Origin of the sequence: Bradyrhizobium sp., from assembly GCF_035309285.1 — a bacterium.
Lineage (GTDB): Bacteria > Pseudomonadota > Alphaproteobacteria > Rhizobiales > Xanthobacteraceae > Bradyrhizobium.
On the sequence record NZ_DATGFH010000007.1, the window covers coordinates 17,063 to 33,254 of the forward strand.

A 16,192-nucleotide genomic window follows, 5' to 3' on the forward strand; every position below is an offset into this window, starting at 1 on the left:
TCCACGGCTCAGCGCGCGTACTGTTTCGGCACGAAATCGAGCGGCGCGCCGGGTGGAATCAGCTCCTCCTTCTTCACGCTGTCCTCGAACTCGCGCACGACGCGGTGGGCGTGCTGCATGACCCACCAGCGCACGTAACGCTGGTTGACCGCCTCGCGCTCCTTCGGATCCTCCTGCAGGTGGGTGATGCGCGCAAAGCCGAGCGGCAGCTCGGGATCATGGAAGTGCTGCTGGCGCTTGAAGTTGATCTTGAAGTCCTTCCACTTCACCGCATGCAGTTCGTCCTTGAGCCAGACCATGCAGGACTCGCGGCTGGACTCCTTATGCTTGCCAAGGAAGAACCCGGTCTGATCCTTGCCGTCGATCAGCCGGTCCTTCGGCGGCTCGCAGCCGACGAACTTGAGCAGCGTGGTGAACATGTCGGTGACATGCACCATCTCGTTGCTTTCGACCCCTGCCGGGATGTGAGCCGGCCATCGGATCAGGAGCGGCGTGCGGATGCCGCCTTCGGCCGAGGAGAAGTAGGAGCCGTCGAAGAAGCCGCCGGTGCCGCGGCCGGCGAGATGATCTTCGGCGCCATTGTCGCCGCACATCACGACGATGGTGTTGTCGCGGACGCCGAGCCGGTCAAGCGTGTCCAGCAGGACGCCGAAATCGTGGTCCAGCATGAGCAGGCAGTCGCCCCAGTCGCCGTTGGTGCTCTTGCCGACGAATTCGTCGCGCGGGCTCATCGGGAAGTGCATCAGCGAGTGGTTGAAGTAGCAGTAGAAGGGCTTGTCCTCCTTGACCGCCTTCTCCATGAACTTGATGGCGCGCTTCTGGTATTCGAGGTCGCAGGTCTTCTTGGTCTGCATCGTGAGCTGCTCGTCCTTGAGCGGCCACGCTCCCTTGCCCTTCACGCCTTCATGCATATGCGAGTAACCGTCGCGCTCCGGCTCGTAATGCGGATCTTCCAGCCACATGCATTCGTCGTAGGTCCGAAGCGGCCCGTACCATTCGTCGAAGCCGTGGTCGGTCGGGAAACGCCCGTTCTCGGCGCCGATATGCCACTTGCCGTAGATCGAGGAGGTGTAGCCCGCTTCCGCCAGGATCGAGGCGATGGTGCGCTCCCAGGAGACGATGCCGCTCGCATTGCCGCCGAGCGCAATGGTGTGATTGCCCGAGCGGATCGGAAACCGACCCGTCATCAGCGCCGAGCGCGTCGGCGTGCACTGCGGCTCGACGACATAGTGCGTGAGCTTCATGCCTTCCTTCGCGAACGTGTCCATGCGCCTGGTGTCGGCACCGCGCAGGATGCCGCCGCCGTAGCAGCCGAGCTCGCCCATGCCGAGGTTGTCGACATGGAAGAACAGAATGTTTGGTTTGTTTGCCATCCAATTACTCCAAGTTGTTGGCGCGGCCTGGCGCCAGATCTTGATCCGCAAGATGGTTTCGGGAATACGCAGCTACGCCGGAATGGCGCTGATGCCACCTTGGACCAGGCCCGCGCATGTAGTGGCGTTCGGGCCGGTAGCCCATCATGGTTCCGGTGAGCCTGCGCCACAGCGCTGCGACGCGGCCGAGGCCGCGGTCCCAAAGGCCAAAAGCCCCGGACTGCGCACGGTGTCGCTCATTGCGAAAGCTGGCGCCTGGTCGCGGCAAAGCCTCTCCCTCATGCGGCGCATGTTTCAGCGCCGCATCCTCACGTCCAACGGATCAACAGTTACGTTTCGATCGCCGGTCGCAGATACCAACGAGCTCTGCGATGCAATCGTGCAGTTTCGCAAGATCGCGAGGCCTGCATGGCGATATTCAAGACGGGGCGGGCGAGATCAAACAGAGTTCGCAAAAGCGTGTCGATTAATTGCAAAATTTCTGGCGGCTGACGAAATTTTAGGCAGCCCGGCGCACGACACGCTCAAGAAAGCGGCTTACGCCAGTCCTCCCCGCAGCTCGTTAAGCTTGTCGAGGGAGTGAATCACGATTTTCGATTTGCTCGAGGTAAGAATGCCCTGTTCCTCGAAGCGTTTCAGGCTGATGGTGACCCATTGGCGCGTCGCGCCGACCATATGCGCAATGTCGGCATGGGTGAGCGCGGCGGAAATCACAATGCCGTTGTGCTGGCGCACACCGTAACTGTCGGCGAGATGCAACAAGAGATGCGCCAGCCGCTCGATCACCGAGCGGGTGCCGAGCATCTGCGCCAGCGCCGAATAACACTTGCCCTTGAACGCGAGACCTTCGATGACGCCGATCGCGAGGCTCGGTATCTGCAGCACCAGCCGGCGCAAGACCTTGCCCGGGAAGTGCACGACGCTGGAGTCGGCGACCGCCGCGCCGGACCACAAATGAAGACCCGATCCGAACACCTCCGGCCCGCCGACGAAATTGCCGGGATGCCAATAGGCCAGCGTTATCTCGCGCCCCGATGGTGCGGTATAGAACACGCGCATGCGGCCGGTCTCGATCAGGTAGATACCGTCGTGCGGCGTGCCTTGGGCAAACAGCATTTGCCGGCGGTGGATGACGCGCCGGATCCCCTGGGCCAGCACCTCCTTCTGCTCGCGCTCGGTCAATTCCTGAAACAGGGGCATCGGCCCGCCCGCGAGCTTCTCATTTTCGGCAAGCAGCATCGAGCGCGGCACGGACCGGGTGGTCCGGGCAATTCGCTGCGCTGTTTCGGGAGGCTTGGTCAGGGCCATCAGCTACTTCTTGATAGGATCGATCTAGCCATCCAAGGGTACGCCGGCACCCTCCTGCCCATATTCTTAGCATCTGACGTGCGTGCGAGGGCAATTAGTTGACCGACGGCGGAGCGAGCGGCATCCTACCGTGGCGTTTGGTTAAGGGCGTTTTTGAGACCCAACTGGAGGGGTGGCTACCCCGCTCGCAATCCGCCGCGGGCAAAACAGGCGGGACGTCGCGCAAGGCGGAGCAAGGCGGGATCACCGGTGGCCGGCGGCCGATACAAATACGTAGCGGTGCGCGATTCACTGCGTGAGCAGATCATTCGCGGCGTCTTCGCCGAAGACGATCGAATTCCCTCCGAAAGCGAACTCGGGGCCCAGTTTGGCGTCAGCCGCGTCACTGTTCGCCTCGCGCTCGATGCGCTGCGCAAGGCAGGTCTCATTGAAAGCCGCCAGGGCAAGGGCTACTTCGTGCGCCGGGTCCAGGTGGTGCAGGATCTCGGACGGCTGCAGGGCTTTGGTGAACTGGTCGCGCCACTGGGCATCGAGGTGCACTCCGAAGTCGTCGAAGTGTCGGAGCTGCGCGCCACGACCGAGGTGAGGAACGGGCTGCGGCTGGAACAGAACGCGTCAGTCGTTCGCATCTCCAGGGTGCGAATTGCAGGGGGCGCCGCATTCTCCTACGACGTCAGCCATTTCCCGCTCGACATCGGTCAGCGGCTGGCAAAACTCGATCTCACGCATGTCGATATCTTCGCCTTGCTCGAGCATGAACTCGGCATCGAGCTGAGTTATGCAGACATTTCGCTGAACGTCGCCGCGGCGGAAACCGACGTGGCCCAGCGGCTCGGCCTTCCAGGGCCTGATCCGCTGGTGCGGATCGTACGGCTAACCCATGATCGCTCGGGTCGGCCGGTCGACTTCGAGCGCCTCTATGCGCGGCCCGACTCCTTCCAGTTCCGCGTCCGCGGACCGCGCTGGTAACGAACCGCCGCAGCGCTTGCGGCGCGCGGTCGCCGCTCTCCGCCACCCCGTCACCGATGCGCCTGACTTGTATTGATCGCCGTCTTTGCCGGTGCAGATTTCTTAAGCAATCGTAAATGCGCCGCAGGTCAATCGGACAGCAGACGGGCAGCTCGGGTCTCCGCCGCCAAGAAAAAACAGCTACTATTACAATGACTTACTGGAAATGCCAGAGCCCGCAGGTCTGTGGCACGCGGCTTGCGTACTCATTAGTCAAATCTAAGACGAGTAACAGCAGGAGCAGGAGAGGTCATGATCAAGCGGACACTGGCCATCGTAGCAGCACTGAACCTGTCGACGATCGGGTTGGCGGCAGCCGAGACCATCCACATCGGCATCGGCCATCAGAGCATGTGCACCGACACCTATCCGGCGGGGATCATCGTCAAGGAGCTGAAACTCCTCGAGAAGCATCTGCCGCATGACGGCAAGTATGCCGATGCGCAGTATGACGTGACGTGGAGCGACTACGAATCCGGCGCGCCAATCACCAACCAGATGCTGGCGAACAAGCTGAGCTTCGGCGTGATGGGCGATTATCCGCTGGTCGTGAACGGGGCCAAATTCCAGCAGACCTCGAGCCTGCGGACGCTGCTGGTATCCGGCACCGCCTACAATCGGAAGGGCTCGGGCAACGCCATCGTCGTTCCAGTGAGCTCCGACATCCATTCGATCGCGGATTTGCGTGGCAAATCCGTTTCCACACCGGTCGGCAGCGCCGCCTGGGGCATGCTGGTCAAGGCGCTCGACGACGCGAAGATTCCGCTCTCCGATATCGAGCTCAAGAACCAGAGCCCGACGGTCGGCGCCGCCAACATCGCCGCGAAGAAAATTGACGCTCACGCCGACTTCTGTCCGTGGTCCGAGATCATGCAATTTCGCGGCACCGGCCGCGTGATCTACGATGGCAGCGAAACCGGGATACCGTACTTGCACGGCGTCGTCGTGCGAAAGGACTTCGCCGACAAGTATCCGGAGATCGTGGTTGCCTTCATCAAGGCGATCTACGACGCCGAGCAGTGGGTCAGGAGCGATCCGGTCAAGGCGACCGAGATGATGGAGAAATGGACCGGCGTCGAGAAGGAGGTGCTCTATCTGTATTACTCCAAGGGAGGCCATCTCACGCTCGACCCGACGTTGAAGCCGCAATGGGCAAAGACCCTCAAGTTCGACAACGACGTGCTGACCCATGCGAGCCTGTCTCCGGCGCTCGACGTCAAGCCGTGGATCGACGACCGCTTCATCAGGCAGGCCTATGCCGAGATGAAGCTCGACTACGACGCGCAGCAGGCCGTCGTCGTGGATCCGCTGACCGCGAACAAGGGCTTGCCGAACGAGATCTGGCACTCGCGCGACGGCATCCTGACGTACCCGACCGTGAAGGAATTTCTCGCCGCCGTCGCCAAATACCAGGCGTCCGGAGCAAAGCTCAATTCCACCTACGTGTATGACCAGACGAGCGGCCTCAAGATGTTCGGCAACTCCGCATTCTATGTGCTCGGTGCCGACGGCGCCTACGCGAGCTTCCTGCGCGAGGCGGACGCCAAGACATACGCGGCTTCGGTCAACGGCAAGGTGCTCAGCTACGCCGACGCGGTCACCAGCATCGCTTTTTGAGAGCCTTCGAAAATAACCCTGGCGTGAACAGGTCATAAGGATTGCGCAATGAGTTCACCTGCAAGTCCGATCCAGTTGGTCTCGTCGACGGACGATACGGCGGCATCACCCGCGGACAATGCGGAGCGGCCGCGTCAGGTCGCGCATGAAGAGCATGCCGAGCACGACGACGCACCGCCGCCGTCCGCGACCAGGGAATCGCGGCGCGAACGACTTGAAGCGGCGGCAAAGAGCTGGAGCATCAGCATTGCGTCGGTCGTGGTCGGCGTGCTGCTTTGGCATCTGGCGACGAAGAACAGTATCGAATGGTACATCCGCTTCTCGAACGTGCCGTCGCCGCTCCAGGTCGGACAGGCGTTCTGGGCCCATTTGCGCGAAACCACATTCTACCTGCACATCCTCGTCAGCATGCGCCGCATCCTCTACGCCTACGGGCTTGCGACCGGCCTCGGCGTATTGATCGGCCTGGTCATGGGCCGCTCGAAGCTCGCTCGCGATATCCTGATGCCGTATCTGGAGATCCTGCGCCCGATTCCGGCGGTCGCGTGGATCCCGCTGGCGATCCTGATGATGCCGACCGAGGAATCCTCGATCATCTACATCACCTTCCTCGGTGCGCTGTTCCCGATCATCCTGAACACCATCCATGGCGTGGAGCAAACCCCCGAAGTGCTGATACGTGCGGCGCGGACGCTTGGCGCGAACCGGCTTGAGGTGTTCTGGTACGTCGTCATTCCGGCGGCGTTGCCGAGCATCGCCGCCGGGCTTGCCATCGGCATGGGAGTGGCATGGTTCTCGCTGCTTGCGGGCGAGATCATCAGCGGCCAGTACGGCATCGGCTACTTTACCTGGAACGCCTATTCGCTGATCAACTATCCGGACATCGTCGTCGGCATGTTCGCGATCGGCGCGCTCGGAACATTCTCGACCTACGGCGTGCGCCTGCTGACGCGCCCCTTCCTCGCATGGCAACGCAGGACGCGCTGATGGCAAGGCTTGCGGTCATCACGCAGACGGTGGTCGCGCACAAATGGCGCTGGCTCGCGATCACGACGGGATTCGTCGCCGCTTACTACGCCGCGCTGGTGGCAAGCGTCGTCATCAGCTTTGGCGAGCTGCCGAACTACGTGAGGCTGCATGATTTCGTCCACAACGTCGTGGTGATCATCCGCTCGACGCCCTCGATCCGCGACATGATACCGATCGCGCTCGACGAATGGCTGCTCGAGATCGGATACATGAACCGCGATTACGGGCACGGCATTTCCGAATGGAGCGTCGAGCTCATCCCGTCGAAGCTGTTGATCGTCGTCGCACTCGGCGCTCTGGTCGCCACCAACGTGCTGCTGCTGCAGCGACGGTCGCGATCCTGTCCACGCACGACCCTCTACTCCGGCGCCACTGCGACGGGGCTCGGTGCCGCCCTGGTCGGCTTTACCAGCATCACCATGATGTGGGTGGTGTGCTGCGCATCGCCGACCTGGGTCGTCGGGCTAACTCTGCTCGGCGTCGGGGTTTCGACCGCTTTCGGGCTGCAGCCGTTCGGCGCCGATATCACCCTGGCCGGGTTCGGCCTGCTGGTGGCCGCAGACTACGCTCTGGCGGGGGACCATCCGATCGCATTCGGCGGCGACGCGGCGGCGCCCCGCCGCCTTGCCCAACATCAAGCCTGAGGACGCAAGATGCTCAAGAACATCATCACGCTCGGAAACGCCGTCCCGCCGCCACCCAAAATCAAGCCCAAGCACCGCGTTCGGTCCAGCAAGGGTCATGTCGTGATCAACGACGTCGGCGTGATGTTCGGCACCGGCGCGAAGCGCCATGCGGCCGTGGAGCGGACTTCGCTCGAGGTCAAGCCCGGTGAGTTCGTGTGCCTGCTCGGGCCGTCCGGCTGCGGCAAGTCGACCTTGCTGAATTGTGTCGCGGGCTATGTCAAACCCTCCGATGGGGTCGTCACGGTCGACGGCGTCGCGGTCGAGCGTCCGGGTCCCGACCGCGGCATGGTGTTCCAGCAATATTCGCTGTTTCCCTGGATGACGATCCGCCAGAACATCCGCTTCGGGCCGAAAGTGACCGGAGCAGCCTTTCCCGACGCCGTGGCCGACACGTTTCTGGAGCTGGTCGGTTTGTCGCGCTTCGCAGACCGTTATCCGGGCGAGCTGTCGGGCGGCATGCAGCAGCGCGTGGGCATTGCCCGGGCGCTGGCGAACTACCCGAGCGTGCTGTTGATGGACGAGCCTTTCGGCGCGCTCGATGCCCAGACCAGGGTGATGATGCAGGAGAGCCTGCTGCGCATCTGGAGCGAGTTCGGCATCACCGTGATCTTTATCACCCACGACGTCGACGAGGCGCTGTTCCTGGCCGACCGCGTGCTGATCATGAGCGCCAGTCCCGGACGGATCATAGCCGACCTCACGGTTCCGATCCCGCGGCCGCGCACGCTTGATATCGCTACCGACGCCGATTTCATCGGGCTGAAGCGGCAGTGTCTGGAGAAAATCCGCGCCGAAAGCATCCGGGCCTTCGAGCAGCAGAACCGATAACGTCGTTCGGAGCATTGGCGACTTCGGCGACAATGCCAGGGCGCTGGATCTGTTCAATACCTGCGCGCCGGCTTAATAGCACGGTGCTGGCGTATTGGATGATTCATCGCGCTTTGCCACCGGACTCGCCCCATGAAACTCGCCTTTATCGGAGCCTCGCATTGGCACCTGCCTCTCTATCTCGACCCTGCTCTGCAGATCGAGGGCGTGCAGGTGGTGGGCGTCAGCGACCCGGACGCCGCCTGTGTCAAGGCCTTGGCGGCGCGGCTCGGCTGCGCAGGCGATACCGACTTCCGCGCGCTGTGCCGCAAGACGCGTCCGGATTTCGTCGTCGCACTCGGTCGCCATTGCGACATGGTGGAAGAGGCGAGATTTCTGCTCGAGGAGGGAATTCCCTTCGCGCTCGAGAAGCCCTGCGGATTGAACGCGCGTGACGCAATCGAACTTGCCGCACTGGAGGAACGTACCGGCAATTTCGCCGCCGTGCCGCTGGTGTTCCGCAATGGTGACTTCACCCTGCTGCTGCGAAAAATTGCGGCGCAGGGTACCCAGTACATGAGCTTTCGCTTCATCGCCGGCTTTCCAGCGCGCTATCAGCAGGCGAACTGTCACTGGATGCTCGACCCCGCGCTCTCGGGCGGCGGCAGCACGATAAACCTCGGTATCCATTTCTTCGATCTCGCGCTGCTTCTGATGGGCGCGGACGCGCGGGTGCGCCACGCCACCATGTCCAATGCCGCCTTCGGACATCCGGTGGAGGATTACGGCCTGGTGGTGCTCGAACAAGGTGCTGATCTCTGCGTGATCGAAACCGGGTACCTCTACCCGGCCCCCACCAGCACGTTTGACATGCACTACGCCGTGCGCACGCCGCACGACTATCTTGTCGCGCACGATCCGGAGACCGTCGAGCTGGTACACAGTTCCGGCGAGCGACAAATGATCGCCAGCCACACCACCAACGTGGCCCATTATCGCACCTTCATGCGCGATGTGCTCGACCGCGTCCGCGCCGGCCGGCCGCCGCTGGCGAGACTGTCGGACATGGTCCCGATCATGCGGTTGGTGGGCGACGCCTATGCCAAGGCTGGCCCCTTGCGCAAGTCGACGGTCTCCGCCTGAAGGCAACGCCAGCAAACGTTACGCTGGTGGAACCGAACTCGCGCGGGCCTGTTAGGCGCTCATGGCCATCCGACGTGCCCTCTCGATCTCGCCGCCCCCTGCCCTGACCGCGGCGCTACTTGCATTTGCGCTGTTGCCGCTATCCGCTGCCTTCGCTCAAGACGGCTCGATTCTGACCTATCACGGTGACAACAGCCGAAGCGGCCAGTACGTCGTTCCGGCATTGTCTTGGGCGAAAGTCGGATCGGTCCAGCTCGATCGCACCTTCAACGCCCGTGTGGCGGGCGCGATGTATGCCCAGCCGCTGTACTGGCGTCCGCCCGGCGCCAGCACGGCAACGTTGTTTGTGGCGACGGAGGACGACGTCGTTCAGGCCTTCGATGCGACGACGGGCAAGGAAATATGGAAGCGCGCGATTGGACGTGCCGTGCGAGCCTCGTCATTGCCGTGCGGGAATATCAATCCGCTTGGCATCACCGGAACGCCGGTGATCGATCCGGCGACGGAAGCCATCTATTTCGATGCGGCCGTGGAGCAGGCAAACGGCCCGCGTCACGAAGTGTTTGCGCTCTCGACCAGGGATGGCACCGTTCTTCCGGGCTGGCCGATCGATGTTGCCGACGCTCTGCGGCGGTCGGGACGGCAGTTTGATCCGCGCGTGCAGAATCAGCGCGCGGCGCTCACGCTTCTTGATAACACGCTCTACGTCGCCTTCAGCGGCCACTTCGGGGATTGTGGAGATTTTCATGGCTGGGTTGTCGGACTATCCCTGCATGATCCGAGCAAGCTGGTCAGCTTCGAGACACGGGCGCGCGGAGGCGGCATCTGGTCGCCGGGCGGACCGAGCGTTGCCGGGCATGACATCTACTTTGCCACCGGGAATACGTTCGGCGCGACGAGCTGGAGCGACGGCGAAGCCGTGTTTCGTGTCGGGGCCGGTCTGCGCCGCAGCGATGACAAGAGGGACTATTTTGCACCATCGGATTGGAAAACACTCGATGCCCACGATGCGGATCTCGGAGGCAGCAATCCGCTCCCGCTCGACGTTCCCGGCGCGGGCGGCAACCGCGCTCTGATCCTGGCACTGGGAAAGGATGGCAAAGCCTATCTTCTTGACCGAAATCGCCTGGGCGGTGTCGGCGGCCAGCTCGCGGTCGAAACAGTATCGCAGTCATTGATCATCACTGCGCCGGCCACCTATCGAGTCGGCAACGATGTCTTTGTTGCATTCCGCGCGTCGGGAACGCATTGCCCGCCGGGCCGGGGTCACGATCTGACGGTCTTGAAGATCACGGCAGGCCCTCCGCCGGCGATGGCCGCCGCCTGGTGCGGCGCGGTTCGCGGCCGCGGCTCCCCCATTGCGACCACTACGGACGGGCACTCCGATCCGATCGTATGGATGCTTGGCGCCGAAGGCGACGATCGGCTGCACGCGTTCCGCGGCGATACGGGCGAGCCGATCTTTGTCAGCGAGCCCTTGAGCGGTCTCCGGCGTTTTCAGACGCCGATCGCAACGCACGACCGCCTCTATGTCGGCGCCGACGAGCAAATCTACGCGTTCAAATTCTGAATTTCACTGCGCTCACACGCCTGCTCAAGGGGAGTCGTCCCAACGACCAAAGCCATCGCATTGCACAACCGGCCTGCGGCCATCACCAATCTGCGTCCATGAGCCCTTGAGGTTCCGCAACGGAACCCCACGTTCTCGGCAAGGGAGTCCGTGCCGTGCAGACCATAAAGGCGGCCCTCGTTGCGGCGCTCGCGATCGTCGCTCTGCCTGTCTCCCTCCTTTCCGCCGCAGCGGGGGAGAGCGACAGTCTTGCACTGACGATTTCAATCGATGGGGCGATCGGACCTGCCACAGCGAGCTACGTGAAAGCTGCGTTTGCTACGGCAGCCAAGCGACACGCCGAGGTCGTCATTCTGCGTCTGAATACGCCCGGCGGCCTCGCCACCAGCATGCGCGACATCATCGCGGAGGTGATGGCATCGCCGATACCCGTCATCGGTTACGTCGCGCCGCCCGGGGCCCACGCAGCCAGCGCCGGAACCTACATTCTTTACGCGACCCACATCGCGGCAATGGCGCCGGGTACCAATCTCGGCGCCGCGACACCCGTTCAGATCGGCGGTTCGGTCCCGGGCTTGCCCGATCAGAGCGGCAAGGACAAGCCGAAGGATGCCATGACGGCAAAGATCACGAACGATGCCGTTGCTTTCATCCGCAGCCTCGCCGAGCTGCGTGGCCGCAATGCCGACTGGGCGGAGAAGGCGGTTCGCGAGGCAGCGAGCCTCTCGGCCGGCGCCGCGTTACAGGAGCACGTCATCGATCTCGTCGCGCCCGATCAGGTCCAATTGCTGAGGCAGGTCGACGGTCGCACGGTCGAGCTTCCAGGTGGCAAGACGCGACGCCTGACGACCAGGGATGCCGTGATCGCGCCGATTAAACCCGGCTGGATCTCGCGTCTCCTCGCTGTGATCACGGATCCCAATGTTGCGCTGATCCTGCTGCTGGTCGGCGTCTACGGCCTGATTTTCGAATTTGTGTCACCAGGCGCCGTTGCTCCCGGAGTGGTCGGAACGATCTGCCTCTTGCTCGGCCTCTATGCCCTCAATGTGCTGCCGGTGAACTACGCCGGGCTCGCGTTGATGCTGGTCGGGATCATGCTGTTGGCCATAGAAGCCTTCAACCCGACCGTCGTTCTCGGTGTTGGCGGAGTCATTGCCTTTGTGTTCGGAGCGGCAATGCTGTTCAACGTCCAGGCGCCCGGCTTCCACCTGTCGTTGTGGGTCGTCGGCATCGCGGCGGCGATGTTCATCGGCCTCATACTCGCCGTGTTCCGCTCGCTCTGGCGCGCCCGCAAGGGTCCAGTGCGGGTCGGCGCGCAGGCCATGCGCGGCCTGACTGCCGAGGTCCTCGACTGGTCCGAAAACCAGGGTCACGTGTTTACGCAAGGCGAACGCTGGCAGGCGCGCGGCGTCGACACCTTCAAGCCAGGAGAGCTGGTCGAGGTGGCCAGCGTCATGGATTTGACGCTGATGGTGCGACGACGGCCGGCACTGACCGGCAAAGGAGATGCGTCATGATACTCGATTATTTGACCTACGTAGCGATCGTAGTGATCGTCATCATCTTTTTGAGCTCGGCGATTCGCGTCCTGCGCGAATACGAGCGCGGCGTCGTCTTCACACTCGGCCGCTTCACCGGCGTCAAAGGTCCGGGGCTCATCATCCTCATTCCCGTCGTGCAGCAGATGGTAAAGGCTGATCTCAGGGTCGCGGTGCAAGTCGTGCCGCCACAGGACGTGATTTCACGCGACAACGTCTCGGTCAGCGTCAATGCCGTCCTGTACTTCCGTATCGTCGATCCCGAGCGCGCCATCATCAAGGTCGGCGATTACATGGCCGCGACCAGCCAGCTGGCGCAGACCACGCTGCGCTCGGTGCTCGGCAAGCACGATTTGGACGAGATCCTTGCAGAACGCGACAAGCTCAACGCCGACATCCAGGAGATCCTCGACAAGCAAACGGACGCCTGGGGCATCAAGGTTACCGGCGTCGAGATCAAGGATGTCGATATCAACGAAACCATGGTGCGCGCCATCGCCAAACAGGCCGAGGCCGAGCGACTGCGGCGCGCCAAGGTGATCAACGCGATCGGCGAACAACAGGCGGCCGAGAAGCTCGTCGAGGCCGGCCGAGCCCTCGCCCAGGAACCGCAGGCGATGCAATTGCGCTATTTCGCCGCGCTGCATGACATCGCGGGCGACCGGTCCTCGACCGTGGTTTTTCCGCTCCCGGTGAATCTGCTCGACCACCTTGGCCCGCGCAGCGCATCAAGCTGATGTCCGCCGCCGTTTGCCAAAAGCAGCGCTCGCATGAGGCTCGGCTGGCACAGACATGAATTTGGGATGTGGATCGAAACCAGGTGAAGGCGTCCTCGGTCGCCAAGGCTTCTGCGTGAGAGAGTGCTCCACGCCGCCGGGAACGAGCTAGCCGCTGTGGTAACGCGCAGCCATCCCGCCCATTCATTGCGAGCGCAGGGAAGCTTGATCGGCGCAGCAGGGCTCGAACCTGGGACCCACTGACGCGAGCGCTCGCTGTTGCGGAAGGATGTTTTGAAGTAAGCTCGCAGCCGTGGCGGAGCACGGCTAATGAAGCGACGAGCGCGCTGGATAGAGGGAATTGTAGAGCCCATCGCGGTCGCCTTGTTCCTGATGCTCGGGCCGGCGACTGCTCTCGCACAAACCGACGAAATACAGGTGTATGATGCCGAGATCGCCAAACCCGGCGTCTTCAACCTGATGGTCCATAACAATTTCACGCCCAAAGGGCTGAAAACGCCACGCTTTCCTGGCGGGCTGGTACCCGATCAAACACTCAATGGCGTCCCCGAGTGGGCTTGGGGTGTCACCGACTGGTTCGAGCAGGGCCTTTATTTGCCGCTCTATAGCGTAGCCAACGGGTCGGGGCCGACACTCGATGCGTTCAAAGTGCGCGAGCTATTTGTGGTGCCAAATGCAGCCGAGCGGACCTTCTTCTACGGCATCAATTTCGAATTCAGCTTCAATTCCAGACATTGGGATCCCAATCGATCCACTTCGGAGATACGGCCGATCATAGGCTGGCATTTGGGGAAATTCGATTTCATCATCAATCCGATCCTGGACAACTCCTGGCAGGGCTTCAATCAACTGGACTTCGCGCCGTCAGCCCGGCTTGCATATAATGTATCGAAAACATGGGCCGTTGCCGCCGAGGTGTATTCCGATTATGGAGTGATCAAGCACTTCCTGCCGTTTGAGCAGCAGCAGCATCAGCTATTCGGCGTCATCGACTACAGAAGCGAGCTCGTCAATATCGAGGCCGGTGTTGGCTTTGGACTCACCAGTGCGTCTGATCGGATGGTTGTAAAACTTATGGTCTCGCGAGACATCTACCAGCCGCCGCATAAAGCGGATTGAAAGTGGCGGGCATGGCCCTCGCCGCGCGTGGCCGATGCGATCCGCGCCAACGGTTCAAACGAGACGTTTTGCGTCCTCATTTGCGGCGCGCTACCCGGCGCGCTTCAATGAGTTTCTCAGCGCGGGCCTGATGTCGGCGGGATAGGTCGACGAAAAGGAGGTCAACTCGGCCAAATCGAAGTCCCGTGCGATGATCACGAGACCCTTTTTCCCTCCAGCCATTGATGAAATTTCCGTCGCGGTCGAGCACCACCATCGGATGGGCGCCGCGGTTGAAGGCGTAGATGCGGTCCTTGCTGTCGACCGCGACGGAAGCGACGTCGGTCAGTTGCCAGCCATCGGGCAGCTTCGCCCAGTTCTCGACCACGCGGTAACGATGCTCACCCGAACCAAGAATGGGCGGCATGGAGTCTCCTCTCGCCTGTCACGCCGAAGCGATCGATCTGCATCGCCTGCAGAGAAATGTCGGGCCAGTCGCCCGCCGTCTCCCGCTCAGGCAAAGGTACAATTCTTGGACTCAAGCACCTTGCCAATGCCGGACAATTCGAGAATGTCGCCACCAGCTTTAAGGGCTTTCATGACGCCGGCTTCCTTTTCCTCGCGCGCGGCCGACTTGGCGCAAACCTCGGCAATGTTCTCCTTGGGCACGATGACCACGCCGTCGTCGTCGGCGCTGACGATATCACCGGGCCGGACGGCAATGCCGCCAATGACGATCGGCTGATTGATATAACCAAGGGTCTCCTTGACGGTGCCCTTCATGCACAGCCCATAGGAGAAAACAAGGAAGCCGGTCTTGCGGATCGCCGGTCCATCGCGCACGCCGGCATCCGTGACCAGGCCGGCAATCCCCCTGGCGACGCAGGCTGTCGATAGCACCTCGCCGAAACCGCCCTGCTCCGGATGGTCGCCCGCGCTCACCACGAGCACGTCGCCCGGTTTGGCCAGCGAGATCGCCGTGATAAGCATCATGTTGTCGCCCGGGTGGCAGCTCACCGTAAGCGCCGGCCCACAGGCGCGCATTCCCGAATAGATCGGCTTGATCCGAGACGTCAGCGCACCCGTCCGCCCCTGCGCCTCATGAAGGGTGGATGGAGGAAATTGCTTGATGCGTTCGACGAGTTCTGCGGCGGGCCGATCGAATGTTCTGATGACGTGAACCATGGTCCCTCCAAGGGTCCGCAATCTGCGTTTCACCCCCAATAATCGATCGTCTCAGGTTGGAGAAATTCAGATTTTAGGATTGCCGCATCGCATTTCGTTATGGCTCGTCCTTCGAGGCGCCCAGAGGCGATGTTGGGGCGCACGTAGTGACGGCATTTGAACCGGCAGAGCAATCGAACTGCCCCCAGTTCTTGACGATGATCTCGAGCAATATCTTGTAAACGGCAAATGCGGCATCGGACAAAGCAACGTTATCAGAGATGCATAGCGACATTTGCAGCGATGCCGCCGGCGCATCGATCCGTCGAATACAGAGTTCGTCAAAATTCGGCAGTACCTTTGCGATGGACATGGGCAACACGGTGGCACCCATTCCGGCTGCAATCGCGGACGAGAGGGCCGATTGCGAATGGATCTCGGCGACGATGCGCGGACGGAGCCCGACCTCGGCACAGGCCCGCTCCACCGCCTGCCGCAGGAAGGATTCCCGATACGGAAGAAGGAGGTCGAATTGCGCAACCTCCGCCGCCGAAACGCTTTCCGACTGCGGCAGCTCCGAACACATGCTGTGCGGCGCGACGAGAAAAAAGTCCTCCCGCATCAGCGGCTTGTAATCGAGACCGGTCACCGGACGATCGCCGTAAAGGACAGCCATATCCATACTGCCCTTCAGCATCATTTCGCTGAGCACGATCCCGAAACTGTCGTAAATGTGCAGCACGATGCCGGGAAAGCGTTCGCGTACCTGCATCAGCAGCGGGGTCGCAAGCAAAGTCGCCGAGCTGAGCGGCGCCAGGCCGATCGTGATGTTGCCGGTGAGCTCGGGCTGGTTGTCCAAAATGGTACGCCGAGCCTCATCAATTTGCCGCTGGATCGACTTGGCATAGCGGTAGAGGGTTCGACCGGCGTCAGTCGGCCTGACGCCTCTGGCGCTGCGGTCCAGCAGCTTTCGCTTGAAGTCCACCTCCAGGCTGGCGATCTGCTGGCTCAACGCCGGCTGCGCGATATTGAGCAGCTTCGCCGCGCGCGACATGCTTCCGAGGTCGACGACTTTGACGAAGGCTTCGAGGCGGCGAGTATCCAATACAGGGTT

15 protein-coding genes and 1 pseudogene are annotated in these 16,192 nt (G+C 62.1%); 11 read left to right on the forward strand and 5 right to left on the reverse strand.

Annotated elements, in window-relative coordinates; all coding sequences use genetic code 11:
* Positions 1-8: 8 nt before the first annotated feature.
* A complete protein-coding gene (locus VKR55_RS02330; RefSeq protein ID WP_324399259.1) occupies positions 9-1,373 on the reverse strand; it encodes an arylsulfatase in 1,365 nt (454 codons plus the stop codon).
* Here VKR55_RS02330 and VKR55_RS02335 point away from each other — a divergent pair.
* Positions 1,354-1,956 carry a hypothetical protein gene (locus VKR55_RS02335; RefSeq protein ID WP_324399261.1) on the forward strand — a complete coding sequence of 201 codons (603 nt, stop codon included), beginning with the start codon at positions 1,354-1,356 and terminating at the stop codon, positions 1,954-1,956. The two genes, VKR55_RS02330 and VKR55_RS02335, sit on opposite strands and share 20 nt — an antisense overlap.
* On the opposite strand, the gene VKR55_RS02340 is transcribed toward VKR55_RS02335, so the two are convergent.
* A complete protein-coding gene (locus tag VKR55_RS02340) occupies positions 1,911-2,681 on the reverse strand; it encodes a Crp/Fnr family transcriptional regulator (RefSeq protein ID WP_324399263.1) in 771 nt (256 codons plus the stop codon). The genes VKR55_RS02335 and VKR55_RS02340 overlap by 46 nt on opposite strands.
* 249 nt (positions 2,682-2,930) lie before the next feature.
* Between VKR55_RS02340 and VKR55_RS02345 the strand changes: the two genes are divergently transcribed.
* The 10 genes from VKR55_RS02345 (at position 2,931) to VKR55_RS02390 (ending at position 13,935) form a co-directional block, all read left to right on the forward strand.
* On the forward strand, positions 2,931-3,650 hold the full coding sequence (locus VKR55_RS02345; RefSeq protein ID WP_324399266.1) for a GntR family transcriptional regulator: 720 nt from the start codon (positions 2,931-2,933) through the stop codon (positions 3,648-3,650).
* 291 nt (positions 3,651-3,941) lie between these two features.
* Entirely contained in the window at positions 3,942-5,306 is a 1,365-nt protein-coding gene (locus tag VKR55_RS02350; RefSeq protein ID WP_324399268.1) for an ABC transporter substrate-binding protein, read from the forward strand.
* Between the two features lie 48 nt (positions 5,307-5,354).
* Positions 5,355-6,293 carry an ABC transporter permease gene (locus tag VKR55_RS02355; RefSeq protein ID WP_324399270.1) on the forward strand — a complete coding sequence of 313 codons (939 nt, stop codon included), beginning with the start codon at positions 5,355-5,357 and terminating at the stop codon, positions 6,291-6,293.
* A complete protein-coding gene (locus tag VKR55_RS02360) occupies positions 6,293-6,979 on the forward strand; it encodes a hypothetical protein (RefSeq protein ID WP_324399272.1) in 687 nt (228 codons plus the stop codon). Before VKR55_RS02355 ends, VKR55_RS02360 begins: the two co-directional genes overlap by 1 nt.
* A 9-nt stretch (positions 6,980-6,988) precedes the next feature.
* Positions 6,989-7,849, forward strand: coding sequence for an ABC transporter ATP-binding protein (locus tag VKR55_RS02365; protein ID WP_414642285.1), 861 nt, complete (start codon positions 6,989-6,991; stop codon positions 7,847-7,849).
* Between the two features lie 132 nt (positions 7,850-7,981).
* Positions 7,982-8,971, forward strand: a complete 990-nt coding sequence (locus VKR55_RS02370) for a Gfo/Idh/MocA family protein (protein WP_324399274.1) — start codon at positions 7,982-7,984, stop codon at positions 8,969-8,971.
* A gap of 61 nt (positions 8,972-9,032) precedes the next feature.
* Complete coding sequence (locus VKR55_RS02375) at positions 9,033-10,541, forward strand: outer membrane protein assembly factor BamB family protein (protein WP_324399276.1); 1,509 nt, start codon at positions 9,033-9,035, stop codon at positions 10,539-10,541.
* 155 nt (positions 10,542-10,696) lie between these two features.
* Positions 10,697-12,058 (forward strand): NfeD family protein, encoded by a 1,362-nt coding sequence (locus tag VKR55_RS02380; protein WP_324399278.1) that lies wholly within the window; start codon positions 10,697-10,699, stop codon positions 12,056-12,058.
* Positions 12,055-12,816 (forward strand): slipin family protein, encoded by a 762-nt coding sequence (locus tag VKR55_RS02385; protein WP_324399280.1) that lies wholly within the window; start codon positions 12,055-12,057, stop codon positions 12,814-12,816. Before VKR55_RS02380 ends, VKR55_RS02385 begins: the two co-directional genes overlap by 4 nt.
* A gap of 309 nt (positions 12,817-13,125) precedes the next feature.
* Positions 13,126-13,935: a hypothetical protein gene (locus VKR55_RS02390; RefSeq protein ID WP_324399282.1), complete on the forward strand. Its 810-nt coding sequence runs from the start codon at positions 13,126-13,128 to the stop codon at positions 13,933-13,935.
* 222 nt (positions 13,936-14,157) lie between these two features.
* Here VKR55_RS02390 and VKR55_RS02395 read toward each other — a convergent pair.
* The 3 genes and pseudogenes from VKR55_RS02395 to VKR55_RS02405 all read right to left on the reverse strand — a co-directional run.
* Positions 14,158-14,341, reverse strand: a pseudogene (locus VKR55_RS02395) (hypothetical protein); the annotation flags it as partial.
* Positions 14,342-14,427: 86 nt separating this feature from the next.
* Positions 14,428-15,099, reverse strand: coding sequence for a 4-carboxy-4-hydroxy-2-oxoadipate aldolase/oxaloacetate decarboxylase (locus tag VKR55_RS02400; RefSeq protein ID WP_324399284.1), 672 nt, complete (start codon positions 15,097-15,099; stop codon positions 14,428-14,430).
* Positions 15,100-15,196: 97 nt separating this feature from the next.
* Positions 15,197-16,183, reverse strand: coding sequence for a LysR substrate-binding domain-containing protein (locus tag VKR55_RS02405; protein WP_324399286.1), 987 nt, complete (start codon positions 16,181-16,183; stop codon positions 15,197-15,199).
* Positions 16,184-16,192 lie beyond the last annotated feature (9 nt).